The following is a 21,397-nucleotide window of genomic DNA, read 5'->3' on the forward strand; positions in this document are numbered from 1 at the left end:
CCCATACCATGTCAGAACCCGCTGCCACCGAAATTGACCTGAACGCCGCCTTTCAGTCGGCTATTGCTCACCACCAGGCTGGCCGCTTGAGTCAAGCGGAAATGCTCTACCGTGTGGTCTTGCAGGCGATGCCCAACCATCCGGATGCCAACCACAATCTGGGGGTGATCGCCATGCAGTTGGGCCAACTAGATCAAGCCCTGCCGCTATTGCATACCGCCCTGATCAACCACCTGGGACATGGGCGTTTCTGGTTGAGTTATATTGATGCGCTGCTGCGCGCCAATCGCGCGGATGAGGCGCGGCAATGGCTGGAGCAAGGCCAACGCGGCGGGCTGGCTGGGCCTGAGGTGGAGGCGCTGCTGCAACGCCTTAACGCCCCGGTGGTGCCGGCACGCGTCAAGCCCGGCAAAGGGCAGCCCTCGTTGAACGAGCAAAAAGCCTTGGTGGCGCTGTTTGATCAGGGTCAGCTGTCGCCCTGCGAGCAGGCGGCGCGGCGCATGACAGAACATTACCCTCGCCATGTGTTGGGCTGGAAAACCCTGGGCGCGGTGCTGATCCAGCTTGGGCGTAACGCCGAAGGCGTGCAGGCCATGCGCCAGGCGGCCCAACTGGCCCCCAAGGATGTGGAAATCCTCAGCAATCTGGGGGTGGCGCTCACCCAGATGGCGCAGTACGAAGAAGCCGAACACAGTTATCGGCGTGGCTTGAAGCTGCAGCCTAAATCCGCCAATCTGCACGCCTATCTGGCGGATGCGCTGTTCTTGCAAAATCGCTTTGCTGACGCCATTCGCCACGCGCGCCAAGCCATTGCCCAAGACCCTCAACATATTGTCGCCTACCATAATCTGGGTGCGGCGCTGCGCTCACACAGCCAGTTGATGGAAGCAGAAACCGCCTTGCGCCGTGCGCTGGAGCTGGCCTGGAACTATCCTTCGGCTCACGCCAATCTGGCCAATGTGCTGAAAGATCAGTCACATCTGGAAGAGGCTGAAAAACACTTGCGCATTGCGCTGGAGATGACGCCGAACAATCGACTGATTCACAGCAACCTCTTATTTACTGGTGTGTACAGTCATGCCATTACCCCCGAGCAGTTGTATGCCGATCATTGCGAACTGGGACAATTGATCGCCAGACAAGCTGGGCCGCGTTGTACCTGGTCGCGCACGCTTGCGGCTACGCCCAAGCGGGTGGGGTTTGTTTCAGCAGACTTTTTTCATCATGCAGTCAGTTATTTTGTCGAACCGGTCTGGGGTGGCCTGCGCGCGCAGGGCATGCAGGTGCTGGCTTACTACAGTGGCAAAACCTTCGACAGTGTCAGCGCACGCCTACAAAAACAGTGCGATGTCTGGCGCGAGACAGCCGCTTTGAGCGATGACGAATTGGCTCAGCAAATCATTGATGATGAAGTGGATATCTTGATTGATTTGTCTGGCCATACTGCCGGCGGCCGTTTGCCTGTGTTTGCCAAACAACCGGCGCCTGTACAAGTGACCTGGCTTGGCCACCCGGCCACCACTGGCCTGCCAGGCATGCACTGGCGTATCACCGATGTGCACGCCGAGCCGCCTGGCATGACCGAGCACCTGAATACTGAACGGCTGTATCGCATGCCCGAGGTGTTTTGCTGTTATCAACCCTCGGCGTCTCCAGATCCTTTTGCCGGCTTGCCAGCAGACCAGGATGGGCGTTTTACCTTTGGGTGTTTCAATAACTTTGCCAAAGTAACGCCGCCGGTCATTGCATGCTGGGGAGAAATTTTGCGGCAGACGCCGCATGCCCGGCTGCTGCTGGAGGTACATGGCGCTCAGGATGCCGCCTTTGTCCAGGATATTCGCCAGCGATTCGTGACGGCAGGTGCGCAGGCAACACAGATCGATATCTTGCCACGACAGGCAAATCAGCAATATGTGTTGTATCGCCAGGTGGACCTGGCACTGGATCCTTTTCCATGCTGTGGCGGCACCACCAGCTGCGATAGCCTGTGGATGGGTGTGCCATTTGTCACCTTGGCCGGACGCAGTTTTGTTTCGCGCATGGGGGTGACCTTACTGCACAATACGGGGCTGGATGAATTGATTGTCGACAGTGAAGCGCAGTACATTGCCAAAGCCGTGGCGCTGGCGCACGACCTGCCTCGTTTGCGCACCCTGCGTGAGGGCTTGCGCGAACGTGTGATGGCGAGCCCGTTGATGGATGCGCCCCGTTTTGCCGGCCACTTTGTTCAGGCTTTGCACGAGATGTGGGCGGCGCGCGAGCAGGGCTGATCAGAAGCCTTATCGACCGCTGGTGCTGTTTTTTTAGTTGCAAGTTTTGCCGAGACCGGCAAAACTTGCCGGGTGAATGCGCTTGGCGTGGGCCGCTAAACGTCCAAACGCAATGGATTTAAAAAAATCATCTAAAAAACAGGTGTTTATAGCAATGCACCTGGTTTCTCTTAGTCTGGCCCGTTTATTGCTAACAGGAAACTGCCGACGGAGTACACGACCATGCTCGATAAAATCGCCAAACATTTTGACTTCCAGCAAAAAGCGCTGGGGCTGCGCGCCTACCGCACCGAGGTGTTGTCCAGCAACATCGCCAACTCGGATACGCCTTATTACAAGGCAGTCGATTTCGACTTCAAAGACGCCATGACCCGCGCCATCGGCGAAGCCGAATCGTCGATGGGCATGGCAAAAACCCACCAGACCCATCTGGATGGTTTTGCCGAGCAAGGCGAAAAAGACTTCAAGCTGCAATACCGCACCGAAGTGCAACCGTCGATTGACGGCAACACCGTGGATATGGATCTTGAGCGTTCGGCCTTTGCTGACAACGCATTGAAATACCAATCCACGCTGACCTTCCTGAATCGCCGGATTTCCGGCCTGTCTGACGCCATCAAGGGGTAATTGAACCATGTCTTTGTCCAAGGTTTTCGATATCGCCGGCGCCGGCATGACCGCCCAGTCCATGCGCCTGAACGTGGTGTCCAGCAACATCGCCAACGTTGACAGCGCGGTGTCTTCCAATGGCGACCCGTACAAGGGCAAGAAGGTGGTGTTTACCGCCATCCCGATCAACAAGGAAACGCCGCAAGTTGCTACCGTGCGCGTCACCGCCGTGGTGGAAGACCAATCCCCGGCTCGCATGGTTTACGACCCGAAACATCCGCTGGCTGACGCCAATGGCTACATCACCATGCCCAACATCAATCCGGTGGAAGAAATGACCGACATGATCTCGTCGGCACGTTCTTACCAGACCAATGTGGAAATGATGAACACCGCCAAGTCGCTGCTTCAGAAAACGCTGTCCATCGGCCAGCAATAACCCCCGGACATTTGAGAGAACATCATGGCTACCACTTCTTCTGCCGTTACCGACACTAATCCGTATAGCTTCCTGAATGGCGACAGCGGCGCCGCCACGGCCAAGAAAAGCAGCATTGAGGAAGCTCAGGATCGCTTCATGAAGTTGCTGGTGGCCCAGTTGCAGACTCAAGATCCGCTGAATCCGCTGGACAATGCCGCCGTGACCAGTCAGATGGCGCAGATCAGCACCGTGCAGGGCATCGAAAAGCTGAACCAGACCATGACCTCGCTCAGCGGTATGTACCAAACCAGTCAGACCGTGGCAGCGGCCGCGCTGATTGGCCACATCACCCTGTCTGACGGCAATCAGATGCAGCTGAGCAGTGGTAAAGCCATTGCCGGTGTGGAGCTGGCCAAAGATGCCGACACGGTGGAAATCAAGGTCAACGACAAAAATGGCAATGTTGTCTACACCGAAAAGCTGACCAACCAGAAAGCCGGTGTGATGCAGTTCCAGTGGGACGGCAAGAACAATGATGACGTGTTGCAACCTGATGGCACCTACAGCATCAATGTGTCGGCCAAGGCCAACGGGGATGCCGTCAACGCTACGCCGCTGGCTTACTCCAAGGTGGAAGCCCTGTCGTGGAATAGTGGTGTGCCGGTGCTGCATCTGTCCAATGGCAGAGAAGTCGGTGTCGATGCCCTGCGTCAGCTGATCTGATCCCGAATTCTGCATACGATTTCAAGATTGAACTTACTGGCGCGTACGCCAGAGCACAGATAGAACATACGGAGAATACTCATGGGTTTTCAACAAGGTCTTAGCGGCGTCGGCGCAGCAGCCAAGCAACTGGACGTGATCGGCAACAACGTCGCCAACTCCAGCACCGTCGGCTTCAAGCAGTCCCGCGCTGAGTTCGCCGACATGTTCGCCGCCAGCTACTATGGCGTGTCTGCCGTGCAGAATGGCATTGGCGCCACCGTGCAGGCAGTGGCCCAGCAAATGAATCAGGGCAATATCAACATCACCAATAACCAGATGGATCTGGCTATTTCTGGCAACGGCTTTTTCATCACCCAAACCACCAACGGCCAAGCCTACACCCGCAATGGCCAGTTCCAGGTGGACAAGGATGGCTACATCGTCAATAACGGCGACAAGCTGATGGGCTGGGGCGTGGTGCCAGACAGCAACCCGGCCAAGATGCGCGAAGGTGAGCTGCAAACCCTGAAAGTCAATACCGACATGATCCAGCCGGTGGCTTCGGATGGCGGCACCACCCCCATCAAGATGGTGCGTCTGACCACTAACCTGGATTCGCGTCAAACCGTGCCGCCAGCGGCAACACCATTTAGTACAACCGACCCGACCACCTACAACCACTCCACCTCGGCTACGCTGTATGACAGCCTGGGTAACCCGCTGACGCTGACCACGTATTATCGCAAAACGGCAAACAATCAGTGGGATGTCTACGCTCGCATCAATAATCCGAATATGCCTGCGTCGGCCTCTAACCCGACCATGCTGAATGGTGGTGCGGCACAAAGTTTGTCCTTCAATACGGATGGCACACTGAATACTCCAGCCGGCGGTTCCTTGGCGTTTGGTTCCTACACCTCCATTGCTGGCGCTAACCCGCTGACCGTGACGCTGGATATCGGTTCGGGCAAGAGCGGCACCACTCAATTCGGCAACACCTTTGCCGTGAACGAGCTCAGTCAGGTGGGCTATGCTTCGGCCGCGCTGACCGGTTTGCAGGTGGATAAAACCGGGGTAATCAAGGCGCGGTACTCTAATGGCCAAACCAAAGATATTGGCCAGGTGGTGTTGGCCAACTTCAAGAATAGCCAGGGCTTGCAATCGGTCGGCTCCAATCGCTGGATGGAAACGCTGTCCTCTGGCTCGCCGACCCTGAATAACCCTGGCTCGACCAACGTTGGCCTGGTGCAGTCTGGCGCTCTGGAAGACTCCAACGTTGACTTGACCTCCGAGCTGGTGAACATGATCACTGCCCAGCGCTACTACCAGGCCAACGCGCAGACCATCAAGGTGCAGGATGCCGTGATGCAGACGCTGATCAATCTGCGTTAATGCCTTGAAGCTCTGATGATCCGGCATGGCCCCGCGCCATGCCGGATAGCTGTATACTGCGTGATAATCTTTCAGCTGCCATGACCTCGCAAAGGATCAAGTACTCCCATGGATAAGATGCTCTACGTTGCCATGACCGGCGCCAAGCATGTGCAACTGCAACAATCTACCACGTCAAACAACTTGGCCAACGCCAACACCAATGGCTTCAAGGCTGAACTGGTGGCGTTCCGCGCCTTGCCTGTCGTGGCAGATGCCCCGGCAACCCCCACTCGCGCCTTTGTGGTGGATTCCACGATTGGCCACGACCGTAGTCAAGGGCCCTTGGTCAGCACTGGCAACGATCAGGATTTTGCCCTGAAAGGCGCAGGCTTTTTTGCCGTGCAAGCACCGGACGGCCAAGAGGCGTATACCCGCGATGGCGGTTATGTGGTGGACGAAAACGGCATTATGCGCACCCGCAGTGGCCGGGTCATCCTGTCCGATGGCGGCCCGATCACGGTGCCAAACAATACCCGCGTGGCGATTGCCGAAGACGGCACCATCTCTACCGTGCCCACTGAAGGCGGGGATCGTGCCTCGCAAATCCTGGGTCAGCTCAAGCTGGTGGCCGAAGCCAATCGTAACGATTATTACAAGGGCGTGGATGGCCTGTTCCGCCGTAATGACGGCCAGGAAGCGCCGCGTGACGAGAACGTGCGCGTGACCACTGGCGTGGTGGAAGGCAGCAACGTGAATGTGGTGGAATCGCTGGTGCAAATGATCGACCATGCGCGCCATTACGACCTGAATATCAAGCTGATGCAGACTGCTGACCAGAATGGCAAATCAGCCACTTCCATCATGAGTCTGGCAGGCTAAGCCGCCGGTTAACTCCCGCACGGCCGCCCAGATGGCCGGAAAAAGGACCAAGACATGATTCGCTCGCTCTTCATCGCCAAAACTGGCATGGACTCCAGCCAGTTCAAGCTGGACACCATCTCCAATAACCTGGCCAACGTCAGCACCAATGGCTTCAAGCGCCAGCGCGCCGTGTTCGAAGACCTGATGTATCAGGTGCTGCGTCAGCCGGGCTCGCAAACCTCGAACACCACCAACCATCCGACCGGCCTGCAAGTCGGTACTGGCGCGGCCCCGGTGGGGGTGGATCGTCTGTTTGCCCAAGGTAATATGACCCGCACCGAAAATAACCTGGATCTGGCTATTAACGGCAAGGGTTTTTTCCGTGTGCAGATGCCGGATGGCACCATCGGCTATACCCGTGATGGCGCGTTCAAGCTCAATGATCAAGGTCAGATCGTCAACACCTCCGGCTATCTGCTGGATCCGCAGATTACCGTGCCCGCCAATGCGTTGAGCGTGGATATTTCCCGTACTGGCGCAGTGGAAATCAAGCTGCCGGGTCAGGCGCAACCGACCAACGTCGGTAATATCCAGATTTCCAGCTTCATCAACCCGCAAGGTCTGGAAAGCATCGGTAATAACCTCTTCCTGGAAACTACCGCTTCCGGTGCGCCGGTAGACGGCGATCCGGGCAATGATGGCCTGGGTGTGGTGAATCAAGGCTATATCGAAGCTTCCAACGTCAATGTCACCGAAGAGTTGGTGAATCTGATCACGGCTCAACGCGCCTATGAAATCAACTCGCGCGCAGTCAAGACCAGTGATGAAATGTTGCAGCGTCTGACGCAACTCTAACGCGAGCGTCGTAGCGCATCATGCGCCACACAAAAAATGCCCGTCCCGCGACGGGCATTTTCTTGTGAGCGAACGTGGCATAATGTAGGGTCAAGTACCCTGAGCGCCGATGCGAAGGCGCATTGTCCGAATTCCAAGCCCATCAGGAGAGCGTGCCCATGCTGGCGCCCAAGAAAACCTGGATGCTGTTGGCCAGCCTGTTGCTGGCTGCGTGCAACACCCCGCCAACTTCCATCGTGCAAGGTCCGTTGACTGCCCGCCCGGCAGCACCGCCGGATGTGCGTCCGACCAACGGTTCGATTTACCAAACCGCCACCACCCGCCCCTTGTTTGAAGATCGGGTGCCGCGCTACGTCGGCGATACCATGACTGTGGTCATCGAAGAAAAGACTTCCACGCAAAACAAGGAAGAAACATCCTTGTCGCGGGATTCCAGCTATACCGCAGGCACGCCAACCGTCAATCTGCCGTTCTTCCCCGGCGCCATCGAGAAAAAACTGGGGAGCGTCAATGTGTCCGCCAGCTCCAGTGGCAGCAATGATGGCAAGGGCGAGGCTAAATCTACCAGTGTTTTCACTGGTTCCATCACCGTTACCGTGGTGGAGGTGCTCAGTAATGGCAATTTGATTGTCAGCGGCGAGAAGCAGGTGCGTGTTAACGGCGAACATGAATTTATTCGCCTGTCTGGGGTTGTCAACCCACGTGACATCAAGCCGGGTAATATGCTGTCCTCTACCAAATTGGCTGACGCTCGTGTTGAACTGCAAAACCAGGGCAACAACCACGCTTTCGCCCAGCCTGGGTGGCTGGCACGCTTTTTCATGACCATCTTGCCGTTCTAACCCAAGGAAACCCAGCATGAAAAAATGGCTGCTTGCACTCACGCTGGCGCTGTTCAGCCTGTCGGCTTGGTCGGCACAACGCATCAAGGATATCGCCTCGTTCTCTGGCGTGCGCAACAACCAATTGGTCGGCTATGGTCTGGTGGTGGGTCTGGATGGCAGTGGCGATAAAGCCTCGTCCAACCCGTTTACCAGCCAGAGTATGTCCAATATGCTTACCCAACTGGGTGTGCAAGTTCCTGCCGGAACCAAGATCGACCCGAAAAACGTCGCTGCCGTGATGGTCACCGCCTCGCTGCCGCCGTTTTCCAAGCCTGGTCAGAATGTGGATGTTACGGTGTCTTCGATTGGTGATGCCAAGAACCTGCGCGGTGGCACGCTGCTGATGACCCCGCTGAAAGGTGCGGATGGCCAAGTGTATGCCATGGCCCAGGGCAATGTGGTGATTGCCGGCGCGGGTGCGCAAGCGGGTGGCAGCAAGGCGCAGATCAACCAGCTCAATGCCGGTCGGGTGCCGGCAGGCGCTACGGTTGAGCGCGAAGTACCTACCACGGTGGGCAATGGCCAGACGGTTAGCCTGGAGCTGCACGACGCCAGTTTCACCACCGCCAATCGTGTGGTGCAGGCCATCAATAGTGCCTTTGGCCAAGGCTCGGCGCGTGCGCTGGATGGTCGGGTGATTGAAGTCAATGCACCGTCCGACCCCAATCAGCGGGTGCAGTTTTTGGCCAAGATGGAAAATCTTGCCGTCACCACGGCAGATATGTCCCCTACCGTTATCCTGAATGCCCGCACGGGCTCTATTGTGATGAATCAGGCGGTGACGGTTGAACCCTGCGCCGTGGCGCACGGCAACCTGTCGGTGACGGTGACCAACACCCCCAGCGTCAGCCAGCCCAATGCCTTGTCCAATGGGCAGACCACCACCACCAATCAGGCAGATATCCAGATCAATCAAGACGGTGGGCGCATGATCAATGTGCCCAAGGGCACCAATCTGTCGCAAATCGTCAAGGCACTGAATGCCGTGGGCGCCACCCCGCAGGATTTGCTGGCCATCCTGCAGGCGATGAAAGCCGCAGGTTCGCTCAAGGCCGATTTGCAGGTGATCTGACCCTGATTTGATCCAACCAGGCCTGGCATATTCCTTGCTGAACGTGCCAGGCCATTTGAACGGGATAGCCTTTCATGCAAGTAAGCACGCGCGCGGCGACCACGCCGGCTGACATTTCGCAAAGCTATGTGCTTGACCTCAACGCCGTTGAAAGCCTCAAGACGTCGGCTAAGCACGACCCGAAAAACGCCATCAAGCAGGTGGCGTCGCAGTTTGAGGCCATGTTCCTCAACACCCTGATGAAAACCATGCGGCAAACCTCGTTTGATGGCGAGGAAGACAGTAATGCCCTGGATACTTATCAAGGGATGTTCGATCAGCAGTTGGTCCAGCAACTGGCAGGCAGTGGCCGGGGCACCGGGCTGGCTGCCGCACTGGAAAAACAGCTGGCCAAGGCGGCAGGTGTGGACATGGGTGAAGACGCAGCCCGCACCGGCATCAACGGCCAGGCGCGCGATATGAGCAGCATGGTGCAGACCATGCCGCCACCCAGTTGGGGCAAACAAGTCGGCACGCAGCGCTCAACACTGGAAACTGCACTGGCCAAGCTTTCTGAGCCGCGCGTCAAGATGGAAGCGCCTGCTGCGTCCAGCGCCTCCAGTGCACCGGCTACCGGTGGCCCGGCAGAGTTCACCAAGACTTTGCTGCCGCATGCCCAGCAAGCCGCACAGGAGTTGGGGGTGGCGCCGCATCTGGTGGTGGCGCACGCCGCACTGGAAAGCGGCTGGGGCAAAAAACCCATTCGCCATGCCGACGGCAGCGACAGTCACAACTTGTTCAGCATCAAAGCCGGTGGTAGCTGGAAAGGCAAGACCGTGGACATTCTCACCACGGAATACGTCGATGGCGCGCCGCAAAAGCGGGTGGAGCGTTTCCGCGCTTACGACAACTATCAGGATGCTTTTGCCGATTACGCTCGCCTGATCAAGAACAACCCACGCTACCAAGGTGCGCTCAACCAAGGCACCGACGCCGCTGGCTTTGCCCGTGGCCTGGCGCGTGGTGGTTATGCCACCGACCCGAATTACGCCGCCAAGCTCTCGCAGCTGGCCAGTAAATCGTCCAGCTGAGTGGCGCGACACCAATCAAGTTGACCGTGTTTTGGTCGATAGCTACAAGATACAAGGGGATTCATCATGTCGAGTATTTTTGGAATTGCCGTCAGCGGCCTTAACGCCGCCCGTGCCTCGCTGACCACCACCAGCCACAACATCAGCGGCCTGAATACGGCAGGCTATCATCGTCAGGTTAATGGTCAGGCATCCAATATGGCTAACTACACCGGTGCCGGCTATATCGGCAACGGTGTGCAAACCACTTCCATCAGCCGCGTGTATGACTCCCACCTGGAAAAAGTGGTGCAGTCCAATACGGCAATGGAAAGCTACTATTCCACCCAGGAAGCTCAGCTCGATCAACTGGATGGCATCATTGCTGACCCCACTGTTGGCATCACGCCGGCCTTGCAAAGCTTTTTTGAATCCTTGCAGGTGCTGACCCAACCAAATATGCCGGCCAGCATTCCATCCCGTCAGGCCGTGGTCAACCAAGCGCAGGCGCTGGTGACCCGCATGCAGACCATGGATGCGCGCATCGAAGAAATCCGCGAAGGCGTCAATACCGGTATCCGGCTTACCGTAGACAATATCAATGCCCAGGCCAACAAAATTGCTGAGCTGAACAAGCAAATTCAGCAGTTGTCTCTGGGTGACCAGATTGTCCCCAACGATCTGTTGGATGCCCGCGATCAAGCCGTGCTGGAGCTGAACAAGAGTGTCAAAGCGACGGTGGTCAAACAGGATGGCAACGTTTACAACGTGTTTATTGGTAGTGGCCAAAGTCTGGTGCTGGGTGAGATTCCCATGCAACTGGCTGCGACGCCATCGCGTGACGATCCGCAACGCTATGCGGTATCGTACAAAGAAAACAATATGCTGTTTGAGATTCCCGGCACGCAGATTGATGGCGGTTCGCTGGGGGGCTTGCTGAATTTCCGTCACGATGCGCTGGATGTGGCGCAAAACGCGCTGAACCGCATTGCCATTGGTTTTGCCCAATCCATGAATGCCCAGCATCTGCTCGGTGTGGATGTGAATGGCGTGCCGGTGGCCAGCAAGGTGAGCTCGCAGCAAGAGTTTTTTGCCATCAAGAGTTTTGCGGCTGATCTGCGCGTGCCCGCCAACTCGAATAACACTGGCACGCTGAAACTGCAAGCGAGCGTCATCAGTTACATTCCTGGCTCAACCAATCTGACTGGTTACAGTCAGATGACCAACAACGACTACAAGTTCATCTGCACCAGCCCCGGCAACTTCAGTATTCAGCGTCAGCCGGATAACGCCTTGATGAGCCCGACTGACCTGAATGGTACGGCGCTGGGGACCACCATCACCTCTGCACAGCTGGCGGCGGGTATCGTGCTGGATGGCGTCAAGGTTGAATTGAACAATCCGCTGCCCACTGCTACCCTGACAGCAGCCACTGGTGCTGGTACGGGTGCGGGTATGCCGGCCACTGCCGCCAGCGCTGCTGCTGAAGCCATGGCTGCCGTGCTGGCTGAAGCCGCTTCGCCTGCCGGTGCCACAGCTATCGCTGCCGCCGAAAAAGCAGGCTATGCTGCTGCCGCTGCCAAGGGACACACCATGACCGCTGCGCAGATGACGGCGGTCAGTACCAGCCTGAGTGGTTCAATTGCGGCTACACGTGCTGCTGCACCGGGTACATCCTTTGCTGGCGACTCGTTTATGTTGCAGCCTACGCGCGGCGCCATTGCTCAAATGAGCGTCAACGTGACCCAGCCCAGCGAAGTGGCCGCGTCGGCCAATGTTATTGGTAAGCCAGTCGCGGGTAATACTGGTTCAGCCAGCATTGCCAGTGCCTGGCAAAACCCGGTGAACAGCAAGAATATGGTGCCCATGCAGCCTTCGGTGGGGCTGCAATACGTGGCAGGTGCCTGGACAGTAACCACTCCAGCGGCGGGCTTCAAGGTGATCCTCAACCCTGAAGCCGCAGGGGGTTATAAAGTGGTTACCACTGCAGGCGAAGACGCTGGCATCTCGTTTAAGGTGGATGGTACTCCCAATAATAACGATAGCTTCACCCTCCGCTTGAAAACCACGGCTGAGTTTGGTGTATCTGACAGCTTCAATATGTTGCAGATGACCAATATCCAGACGCAGAACACCATGGAAGGCAGTGGCGGCGGCAAACCAAACACCTCGTTTGTGGGATCATATAGCCGTATGGTCAGTATGGTGGCCAACAAAACCGCTGAAGCACAAGCCGCTGGCGAAGCGGCCACCGCCTCCCTGAAAGAGGCTACCCTCACCCGCGAATCGGTGTCCGGTGTTAATCTGGACGAAGAAGCCGCCAATCTGTTGCGCTTCCAGCAAGCTTATCTGGCGTCGAGCAAGTGCATCGAAATTGCCAACACGCTGTTTGATTCGATTCTGAACGCAGTGAATTAATAAATTCCAGGAGCATCCATCATGCGCGTCAGCACCAATTCGCTGTATCTGAATAATGTCTCTAATATGCTTGGCAAGCAAAGCGCACTGTACAAGGTTCAGGAGCAGCTTTCCACTTTGCGCAAGGTCAATCGCCCGTCGGATGATCCGGTGGCGGCATCGCAGATTTTGGATCAAACCCAGGCGAAAGATCGTATTGAGCAATTCAACCAAAACGCCAAGGCTGCAGAAAGCTCGTTGGCATTGAGTGGAACTTCGCTGCAAGCCGCTGGGGATGTACTGCAACAAGTTCGTCAGATGGCGATTCAGGCTGGCAACACCACGCTGACCAACGAAGACCGCAACATGCTGAATTCCGAGCTGGAAGGCTTGTACAAGCAGCTGCTGGGCTATGCCAACACCTTGGATGGCAATGGCAAAGCCTTGTTTGGCGGCAGCATCAGCCAAACCAAGCCATATAGCGAACTTCAGCAATTTGGTTCGGTGGTTGCGGCTGGCTCCAGCATCGTGCAATACAATGGTGATGCCAACCGCCAGGAAATGATGATTTCCAGCGCACGCCAAGTGCCGGTGACGGACAACGGTCAATATGTGTTTGGCTCGATTCCGGAAGGCAATGGCTTGTTCAAGCTGGGTGCTGGCAGTGCTTTGTCCAATGTGCAGGTGGACTTGGGCTCGGTGGTTGATCGCGCCAAGTTTGATGCCCAAGTCGCGGGCCCATTGGCCTTGCCGACCGGTGCTTTGTCTCAGGCTGGCGCCCGCATTGAGGTGGTGTTTGGCTCTGAAGATGATGGAGTGGCAGGCCAAGCTACTGAATTCAATAAATACTATGATGTTGTTTTATTTGATGGCGCGGCTTATACCTCGCTGGTGACAGGTAAGAGTGGCGCCACTGCGGCTGCCGCCTCTGATTTGTATACTGCCAGTGCAGAGCAAGTGGCTGTGGGTAATCCGGCGATTGGCCCATTTGCCAAGTCCTACCCTAAATTTCAGAGCGGCGCAGACATCAATCTGAATTTCTCTACCAACCCGGCCCCTTATAATATCGATTTTGGCGCCAAATTTGCCATGACCAGCGAGGCGCCGGCCAATGGTGGTGTGCTGACCCTGGAGCCAAGCAAGACGCGCAGTATTTTTGATACCCTGAACGATCTTTCCCGTGTACTGCAAAGCAACGCAGCTACCCCGGCAGACGCTACCGACTTTGCCAATCGCCTGGGAAATGTCATTGCCAATATCGACAACACGCAGACCCGTATTCTGTCGGTAGAGGCGCGGATTGGCGCCAACCGCAATGAAGCTGATGCCTTGGTGGAAGTGGGTGCGGATTTCTCGCTGCAATACAAAGCCATCCTCAGTCGTCTGCAAGATGTGGATGTCGCATCGGCTGCTTCTGAGCTGTCTTTGGCCAAGCTGGCGCTGGATGCTTCGCAAAACAGCTTTGCCAAGGTACAGGGTTTGTCCTTGTTCAATTACATCTAAGCCATACTGCGACAGCAGCACAGCAAAACCGGCCCGCGTGGATGCGCGGGCCGGTTTTTTTATGACCGAGCATCCAGTGCTGCGCTGAGCGCTTGGTGTTGCGCCGCATTCAGGCGCGGTGTGGCCAGCGTCAGGGTGGCGTGGCCGAGTTCGGCGTAGCTGCGCGCCCGCTCAGGCGCGCTGGCCAGCGCCGCCAGATGGGTGGCCACCGTGTGCGCATCGCCGCGCACAATCGGCCCGGTCAGCGCCGCCAGCGGCCCCATGCTCAGCGCATTGTCCAGCGATTGCCGCATCAGCGGCGCCAGCAGCGCCGGGCAGGCGTCTGCCGCCACGCCGGCCTGGCGCAGCGTCTGGCTGGCCAGTTCGACCAAGGTCACCAAATAATTCGACGCCATGGCCAAGGCCGCGTGGTAGGCGGCTTTGCTGCCAGCGGCCAGGCTGAATGGCTGGGCGCGCACGCAGGCAAACAGCGCATGAATGCGCGCACAAGCCTGCACATCGCCCTCCAGCGCCACCGGCATGCCGGCCAGGCTGTCTTGCGCGCGCAGCGGGTCGGCAAAGGTCATCACCGGATGGGCGCTGGCGCACTGCGCGCCTTGCGCCGCCAGCGGGGCCAGCACGGCGCTGTCCAGCGCGCCGCTGGCGTGCCACACCACCGCGCCAGCCGGCGTCACGTTTGCCGCCGCCAGGCGCGCCGCCATGTCGGCAATCTTGCCGTCTGGGGTGGCGATCAGGGTGAATTCTGCCGGAGGCAGTTGCGCTGCCTCAGCCACTGCGCTGCCGGCGCCCAGCCAGGACACCGCCGCCTGCGCTTTGTCGGCGGACGAAGCCAGCACACCGGCCACGTGCACCGCGCCTGCGCGATGCCAGGCCAGCGCCAGCGCCAGGCCCACCTTGCCGGGGCCAATCAGGTTCAAACGGGGCAATGTGGGCATGGCGGCAATCCTTGGGCAAAAACCCAGATCATACGGCCAGAAAACACCGCCGCCCATGCCGGGGGGCGGCATGGGCGGGCAGAGGCTGCCGATTCAGGCCTTATTCTTTGGGCTTGAGCGCGGCGCGGGCGGCTTTTTGCATTTCCAGCGTGCGCACTTGCAGATGCAGCATGCCCAGGTTCATGGTCAGCCAGTCTTCCACCACTTTCAGCTCAGCCAGTTTGCGGTCGAGGTCTTCTTCGGTCATCGGCGGCAGGAAAGGCTGTGCGCCGGGCGGGGTGGCGGCTTGCCAGAATTGCCGGAACAGGGCGAACGGGTCGCCAGGGTTGAAATCTGGATGCATGGTGAAGTCCCCGTATGGTGGTGTGTCGCCCGAGGGCGGCCATGAAAAATGGGCAGCCCGCTTGGCGGGTCTGCCCATTCAGTATAAGCCGTTGGCGCCTGGTTCGACATTCAAACCAAGGTCGGGGGCTTAGCGTCGCTTACTCAGCTTTTTGTGCCGCCTGGTTCTGTGCATCCACCGCCGCCAGCGCCACCATATTGACGATGCGGCGCACCGAGGAGATGGCGGTGACGATGTGCACCGGCTTGGCCATGCCCATCAGGATCGGGCCAATGGTCACGCCGTCCGAGGCCGACACGCGCAGCAGGTTGTAGCTGATGTTGGCGGCTTCCACGTTCGGCATCACCAGCAGGTTGGCCGCGCCCTTGAGCGTGGTGCTCGGCATGGCTTGCAGGCGGATGGTTTCCAGCAGGGCGGCGTCGCCCTGCATTTCGCCGTCGATTTCCAGCGTCGGGTCGGCTTGCTGAATCATCGCCAGCGCCTCGCGCATCTTGCCGGCGCCCGGGCTTTGCACCGTGCCAAAGCTGGAGTTGGACAGCAGCGCCACCTTGGGGGCGATGCCAAAGCGCTTGACCGCCTTGGCCGACATCTCGGTGATGGCGGCCAGCTGGCCGGCGTCCGGGTTGGCGTTGACGTAGGTGTCGGCGATGAAGATATTGCCGGTCGGCAGAATCAGCGCATTCATCGCGCTGGCCACTTTGTCTTCGCGGGCGTAGCCGATGACATTTTCGACAATGTCAAAGTGCTGGCGATAGGTGCCGTAGGTGCCGCAGATCATGGCATCCGCTTCGCCACGACGCACCATCAGCGCGCCAATCAGCGTGGTGTTGCCGATCACCCGGCGGCGGGCCTGCTCTTGCGAGACGCCCTTGCGCTTCATCAGGTTGTAGTAGTCGGTCCAGTAGTCGTTAAAGCGCGGGTCGGATTCGTTGTTGACCAGCTCGAAATCCACGCCGGCTTGCAGCTTCAGGCCGAGCTTTTCGATGCGCTTTTCGATCACGCTCGGACGGCCGATCAGAATCGGGAAGGCCAGGCCTTGCGAGGCGATTTCCTGCGTGGCGTGCAGCACGCGTTCGTCTTCGCCTTCGGCCATCACCACGCGCTTTTTGTCTTTCTTGGCCTGGGTGAACACCGGCTTCATGAACAGATTGGTCTTGTAGACAAACTGCGCCAGCTGTTCGATATAGGCGTCCATATCGGCAATCGGGCGGGTGGCCACGCCGGAATCCATGGCGGCTTGCGCCACGGCCGGGGCGATCTTGACGATCAGGCGCGGGTCAAACGGCTTGGGAATCACATACTCGGGGCCAAACGACAGATCCTGGTCGCCGCCGTAGGCCGAGGCCACCACTTCGTTCTGCTCGGCCATGGCCAGGTCGGCCAGCGCGCGCACGCAGGCGAGCTTCATCTCTTCGTTGATGGTGGTGGCGCCCACGTCCAGTGCGCCACGGAAGATGAACGGGAAGCACAGCACATTGTTCACCTGGTTCGGGTAGTCCGAACGGCCGGTGCCGATGATGGCGTCCGGGCGCACTTCCTTGACCAGATGCGGCAGGATTTCCGGTTCCGGATTGGCCATGGCCAGAATCAGCGGATGCGCGGCCATGCTTTTGACCATCTCCTGGGTGACCAGCTTGGGGCCGGACAAGCCCATGAAGATGTCGGCGCCGACCATGGCGTCGGCCAGCTTGCGCTGACCATTGTCGGGGATGGCGAAGCGTTTTTTCGATTCGTCCATCTTCTCGTCGCGACCCTGGTAAATCACGCCCTTGGAATCACACACGGTGATATTGGCGCGGGTCACGCCCAGCGCCACCAGGAGCTCCAGGCAGGCGATGGCGGCGGCGCCAGCGCCGGAAGCCACCACGCGCACCTTGTCGATGTCTTTGTTCACCAGGCGCAGGCTGTTGAGCACGGCGGCGGCAGAGACAATGGCGGTGCCATGCTGGTCATCGTGGAACACCGGAATGCCCATGCGCTCGCGGCATTTTTGCTCGATGTAGAAGCACTCGGGCGCCTTGATGTCTTCCAGGTTGACGCCGCCGAAAGTGGGCTCCAGGGCGCAGATGATGTCCACCAGCTTGTCCGGGTCGTTTTCGTTGACTTCGATGTCAAACACATCAATGCCGGCAAACTTCTTGAACAGCACGCCCTTGCCTTCCATCACCGGCTTGCCGGCCAGCGGGCCGATATTGCCCAGCCCCAGCACGGCGGTGCCGTTGGAAATCACCGCGACCAGATTGCCGCGCGAGGTGTACTTGTAAGCATTGTTCGGGTCTTCGACGATGGCGTCGCAGGCGGCGGCCACGCCCGGCGAATACGCCAGGGCCAGATCGCGCTGGGTGGTCAGCGGCTTGGTCGGGGCCACCTGGATTTTGCCGGGGGTCGGGTATTGATGGTATTCGAGTGCGCTCTGGCGCAGTTGCTCATCCATTGCTGGATCTCCTGATCAGGTGCGGTTCTTCGTGTCTTGGGAGTTCAGGTGTTTCGGTCGTGATGCGACTCTTGATTTGGCGTACTGCGTATCGTGTCCGGTTCTGCGGGCCAGCTTGACGCGGGGTGGGCGTCAGCCAGTGCGGCGCAGTTAAAAGGGGATGGGCAGGATAAGCCCCAGCCCTTGCATTATAAGCGCGGATGTCCGCCTTGGCTCAGCCGGTCATGCATGGGGCCATGCCATGTCCGCATAACCTGCATGCAAAACCCGCCTGGCGTCATCGCGCGGCCTTGCCGGGTCTGCGCGCGCCTCGTCAGGGGTTTGGTGAGCGGCGCTAAACAAAACAGGCGTTTCGTGCGGGGTGTGGTTCCACTCGAAACGCCTGTTCTGGCTCACCGGGCTGTTACATCATGCCCAGGGTGCGCGGCAACCACAGCGACACTGCCGGAATATAGGTGACAATACCCAGGAACACGATCATGGTCAGCAGCCACGGCCACACGGCCTTGGTCAGCTCGGTGATGCCCATCTTGGTGATGCCCGAAGCCACGTACAGGTTCAGGCCCACCGGCGGATGGCACATGCCTACTTCCATATTCACGGTGATCAGGATGCCAAAGTGCACCGGGTCGATGCCCAGGCTTTGCGCCACCGGAAACAGAATCGGCGCAAAGATCAGCACGATGGACGACGGCTCCATCACATTGCCGGCCAGCAGCAACAGAATATTCACCATCAGCAGGAAGCTGATTGGGCCCAGGCCCATGTCCAGCAGCCAGGCGGCCATGCTTTGCGGGATGTTCTCACTGGTCATCAGGAAGGAGAACAGCACGGCATTGGTGATGATGTACAGCAACATCGCGCTCATCGACGCCGAATCCAGCAGCACCTTGGGCACTTGCTTGAGGGTCATGTCCTTGTAGACAAACACCGCGACGATAAAGGCGTACACAGCAGACATGGCGGCGGCTTCGGTCGGGGTGAAGATGCCGGAGTAAATCCCGCCAATCACCACCACGATCAACAGCAAGCCCCACACGCTCTCACGCAAGGCCTTGGCGCGCTGGCCCCAGCTGGCCTTGGCCAGACGCGGGTAGTTGTACTTGCGCGCCCGATACCAGGTGGTCAGGCCCAGCAGGCCCGCCAGCATCAGGCCCGGCACCACGCCGGCCATGAACAGCTGGCCCACCGAGGTGTTGGTGGCCACCGAATACATCACCATCACGATGGACGGCGGAATCAGGATGCCCAGTGCGCCCGAGGTGGTGATCACCCCCGCGCCAAAGCTATTGGGGAAGCCTTGCTTGACCATGGCCGGCAGCAGGATGGAGCCAATCGCCACCACGGTGGCCGGGCTGGAGCCCGACACAGCGGCAAACAGCGCGCAGGCCATCACACCCGCCAGACCCAGGCCGCCGTGCCAGTGGCCCACCATCGCCGTGGCAAAGTTGATCATCCGCCGCGCCACGCCGCCGTGGGTGAGGAAGTTGCCGGCCAGAATAAAGAACGGAATCGCCATGATCTCGAACTTCTCGATGCCGGTGAACAGCTTGAGCGCCACCGACTCGATGGGAATATCGGTCATGGTGAAGAAGAACGTCAGCACCGTCAGACCGAGCGAGATGGAAATCGGCATCCCGGTCAGCATCAGAACGATGAGCAGAGTAAAGATGATCAGCGTGCTCATTATTTGCCCTCCCGTTTGTCGTGCGCCACGCCATGCGGGTGCAGGTTGTCGTCCATGGCGAACCAGTTGATGTCGTCAGTCTGGTCGTCCATGCCTTCCACGTGGCTGTGGTCGTGCTTGGGCAGCTCGCCGGTGCGGATAAAGCTGAAGGTCACTTGCAGGAAGCGGAAGCACATCAGATACGAACCGCAGGGCACGGCCAGGTACACCAGCCACATCGGCAGCTCAAGGTCGGCCGAGGTTTGTTCGGTGTGGGCGATTTCCCACACGAAGTTGGCGCCCAGGGTGCCAATGATTGCGGTGAACAGCGCGCCGGCGCACAGGCCAAACACGATGAACTTGGCGCGGGTGTTGTCCTGCATGCGGTTGATCAGCACGTCAACGCCGACGTGAATGCCGGTGCGCACGCCGTAAGCGGCGCCGAATTTGGCCATCCACACAAACATGTAGATGCACAATTCCTGCGCCCAGGACAGGTGAATGTGTTGCAGATACGGCTGAAGCGCCTCAATGCCCATCCCGTAGCGGTGAATCACCGCCACAAAGATCAGCAAGGTCGCCGCCGCCATCAGAGCGCCAATCAGCCACTCTTCAAGATGGTCAAGAAAGCGGAGCATGGGGAAATCCTCGTGTCACACGCAAAACAGCCCCCTGCCAGCGCATCAGCGCAGCATGCAGAGTGGCCACGGAGCGCCCACCTGACGCTAGGCCAGGCGGACGATGGCGGGTATTACTTGCCTTGGTTGAAGCCGGTTTCTTTGTAGATGGCCTCGATCACGTCCTGGCCAATGCGGCCGGCCATCTTGGCGTGCACCGGGGTCAGTGCTTGCTTGAGTGCGGCTTTTTCAGCCGGGGTCGGGGTGTAGATGGTGGTCTTGCCAGAAGCCTTGACCTTTTCCAGGTCGCCGTTGTTTTCCTTCTCGGCGATTTGGTTGGCGTAGACCGTGGCGTCCTTCATGGCGCCGTCCAGCGCGGTGCGCACATCAGCCGGCAGACCGTCCCAGAACTTCTTGTTGACGATCACGGCATAGCCCAGATAACCGTGGTTGGTCAGGCTCATGTGCTTTTGCACTTCGTGCATCTTCTGGGTGTAGAAGTTGGACACCGGGTTTTCGGTGCCGTCCACCACGCCGGTTTGCAGCGCCTGGTACACTTCCGAGAAGGCCATCACCTGCGGAATCGCGCCCAGCGAGCGGACTTCTTCTTCCAGCACCTTGGACGACTGGATGCGCAGCTTCATGCCCTTGAAGTCAGCCGGGTTTTTCAGCGGCTTGTTGGCGGAGAATTGCTTGAAACCGTTGTCCCAGAAGGCCAGGCCCTTGATGCCCTTGCTGTCCAGCTTGCCCAGCAGTTGCTGGCCGATCGGGCCTTGGGTGACCTTGTGCAGTTCTTTGTAGTCGTCAAAGATGTACGGCAGGTCGAACACTTCAAATTCTTTCACGCCCAGCGGGCCGAATTTGGCCAGCGACGGAGCCAGCATCTGCACGGCGCCCAGTTGCAGCGCTTCCAGTTCTTCCTTGTCCTTGTACAGCTGGCTGTTCGGGTACACCTGCACCTTCACCTTGCCCTTGGTGCGCTCTTCGGCCAGTTTCTTGAAGTATTCTGCGGCCTTGCCCTTCGGCGTATCGACAGCCACCACATGGCTGAACTTGATGACGATTTCGCCAGCGGCGTGCGCCACCACCGACGACAGACCCAGGGCAGCGCCCACCAGCACAGCGGCAAGTTTCAGTTTCATCTCGATTTCTCCTCGACCTATTGTTTGACGTTCACGGACACGGAAGCCGTGCGTACCCGAACAATAGGCAAACTCAAGACGCCCCGCCATTGGGGGATTCCGCATCAGGGTAAACCCTAATATAAAATGCCATGGCGGCGGTCCGCTGTTTTAGCCGAACTAAGAGCCGCTCACAAAACCCCCTGGCGTTGTTGTGTGACCTTGTCGTACTTCTTGTACTGCCTGCGGTCACACGCCTAGCCAGGACCGCTTCGCTGGGT

Annotated in this window: 18 protein-coding genes; 12 read left to right on the plus strand and 6 right to left on the minus strand. The window is 58.6% G+C overall.

The window, feature by feature from the left end:
* Window positions 1-8: 8 nt before the first annotated feature.
* The 12 genes from DFR34_RS09195 to flgL all read left to right on the plus strand — a co-directional run bounded on the left by DFR34_RS09195 (window position 9) and on the right by flgL (window position 14,000).
* Window positions 9-2,270: a tetratricopeptide repeat protein gene (locus DFR34_RS09195; protein WP_110390854.1), complete on the plus strand. Its 2,262-nt coding sequence runs from the start codon at window positions 9-11 to the stop codon at window positions 2,268-2,270.
* Window positions 2,271-2,492: 222 nt separating this feature from the next.
* Entirely contained in the window at window positions 2,493-2,897 is a 405-nt protein-coding gene (flgB, locus tag DFR34_RS09200) for a flagellar basal body rod protein FlgB (protein WP_110390855.1), read from the plus strand.
* A 7-nt stretch (window positions 2,898-2,904) separates the two neighbouring features.
* Complete coding sequence (flgC, locus tag DFR34_RS09205) at window positions 2,905-3,318, plus strand: flagellar basal body rod protein FlgC (RefSeq protein ID WP_110390856.1); 414 nt, start codon at window positions 2,905-2,907, stop codon at window positions 3,316-3,318.
* 24 nt (window positions 3,319-3,342) lie between these two features.
* Window positions 3,343-4,023: a flagellar hook assembly protein FlgD gene (locus DFR34_RS09210; protein WP_110390857.1), complete on the plus strand. Its 681-nt coding sequence runs from the start codon at window positions 3,343-3,345 to the stop codon at window positions 4,021-4,023.
* Between the two features lie 81 nt (window positions 4,024-4,104).
* Window positions 4,105-5,397, plus strand: coding sequence for a flagellar hook protein FlgE (gene flgE / locus DFR34_RS09215; protein ID WP_110390858.1), 1,293 nt, complete (start codon window positions 4,105-4,107; stop codon window positions 5,395-5,397).
* Between the two features lie 108 nt (window positions 5,398-5,505).
* Window positions 5,506-6,258 (plus strand): flagellar basal-body rod protein FlgF, encoded by a 753-nt coding sequence (flgF, locus tag DFR34_RS09220; protein WP_110390859.1) that lies wholly within the window; start codon window positions 5,506-5,508, stop codon window positions 6,256-6,258.
* Between the two features lie 54 nt (window positions 6,259-6,312).
* Window positions 6,313-7,095, plus strand: coding sequence for a flagellar basal-body rod protein FlgG (flgG, locus tag DFR34_RS09225; protein ID WP_110390860.1), 783 nt, complete (start codon window positions 6,313-6,315; stop codon window positions 7,093-7,095).
* A gap of 158 nt (window positions 7,096-7,253) precedes the next feature.
* A complete protein-coding gene (locus DFR34_RS09230) occupies window positions 7,254-7,937 on the plus strand; it encodes a flagellar basal body L-ring protein FlgH (protein WP_110390861.1) in 684 nt (227 codons plus the stop codon).
* A 16-nt stretch (window positions 7,938-7,953) separates the two neighbouring features.
* A complete protein-coding gene (locus DFR34_RS09235; RefSeq protein ID WP_110390862.1) occupies window positions 7,954-9,051 on the plus strand; it encodes a flagellar basal body P-ring protein FlgI in 1,098 nt (365 codons plus the stop codon).
* 74 nt (window positions 9,052-9,125) lie between these two features.
* Window positions 9,126-10,121: a flagellar assembly peptidoglycan hydrolase FlgJ gene (gene flgJ, locus DFR34_RS09240; RefSeq protein WP_110390863.1), complete on the plus strand. Its 996-nt coding sequence runs from the start codon at window positions 9,126-9,128 to the stop codon at window positions 10,119-10,121.
* Between the two features lie 66 nt (window positions 10,122-10,187).
* Window positions 10,188-12,518, plus strand: coding sequence for a flagellar hook-associated protein FlgK (flgK, locus tag DFR34_RS09245; protein WP_110390864.1), 2,331 nt, complete (start codon window positions 10,188-10,190; stop codon window positions 12,516-12,518).
* Window positions 12,519-12,539: 21 nt separating this feature from the next.
* Entirely contained in the window at window positions 12,540-14,000 is a 1,461-nt protein-coding gene (gene flgL / locus DFR34_RS09250; RefSeq protein ID WP_110390865.1) for a flagellar hook-associated protein FlgL, read from the plus strand.
* Window positions 14,001-14,059: 59 nt separating this feature from the next.
* Here flgL and DFR34_RS09255 read toward each other — a convergent pair whose 3' ends face one another.
* From DFR34_RS09255 to DFR34_RS09280, 6 genes are all read right to left on the minus strand, one after another.
* Window positions 14,060-14,935, minus strand: a complete 876-nt coding sequence (locus DFR34_RS09255) for a Rossmann-like and DUF2520 domain-containing protein (RefSeq protein ID WP_110390866.1) — start codon at window positions 14,933-14,935, stop codon at window positions 14,060-14,062.
* Window positions 14,936-15,035: 100 nt separating this feature from the next.
* Entirely contained in the window at window positions 15,036-15,278 is a 243-nt protein-coding gene (locus tag DFR34_RS09260; protein WP_110390867.1) for a PhaM family polyhydroxyalkanoate granule multifunctional regulatory protein, read from the minus strand.
* 139 nt (window positions 15,279-15,417) lie between these two features.
* Window positions 15,418-17,712 carry an NADP-dependent malic enzyme gene (locus DFR34_RS09265; RefSeq protein WP_110390868.1) on the minus strand — a complete coding sequence of 765 codons (2,295 nt, stop codon included), beginning with the start codon at window positions 17,710-17,712 and terminating at the stop codon, window positions 15,418-15,420.
* A gap of 403 nt (window positions 17,713-18,115) precedes the next feature.
* Window positions 18,116-19,399, minus strand: coding sequence for a TRAP transporter large permease (locus DFR34_RS09270; RefSeq protein ID WP_110390869.1), 1,284 nt, complete (start codon window positions 19,397-19,399; stop codon window positions 18,116-18,118).
* Window positions 19,399-20,016 (minus strand): TRAP transporter small permease, encoded by a 618-nt coding sequence (locus tag DFR34_RS09275; protein ID WP_110390870.1) that lies wholly within the window; start codon window positions 20,014-20,016, stop codon window positions 19,399-19,401. Before DFR34_RS09275 ends, DFR34_RS09270 begins: the two co-directional genes overlap by 1 nt.
* 113 nt (window positions 20,017-20,129) lie before the next feature.
* Window positions 20,130-21,137: a TRAP transporter substrate-binding protein gene (locus DFR34_RS09280; RefSeq protein WP_110390871.1), complete on the minus strand. Its 1,008-nt coding sequence runs from the start codon at window positions 21,135-21,137 to the stop codon at window positions 20,130-20,132.
* Window positions 21,138-21,397 lie beyond the last annotated feature (260 nt).

The sequence above is a fragment of the Rivihabitans pingtungensis genome (assembly GCF_003201855.1).
In the GTDB taxonomy this organism is placed as follows: domain Bacteria; phylum Pseudomonadota; class Gammaproteobacteria; order Burkholderiales; family Aquaspirillaceae; genus Rivihabitans; species Rivihabitans pingtungensis.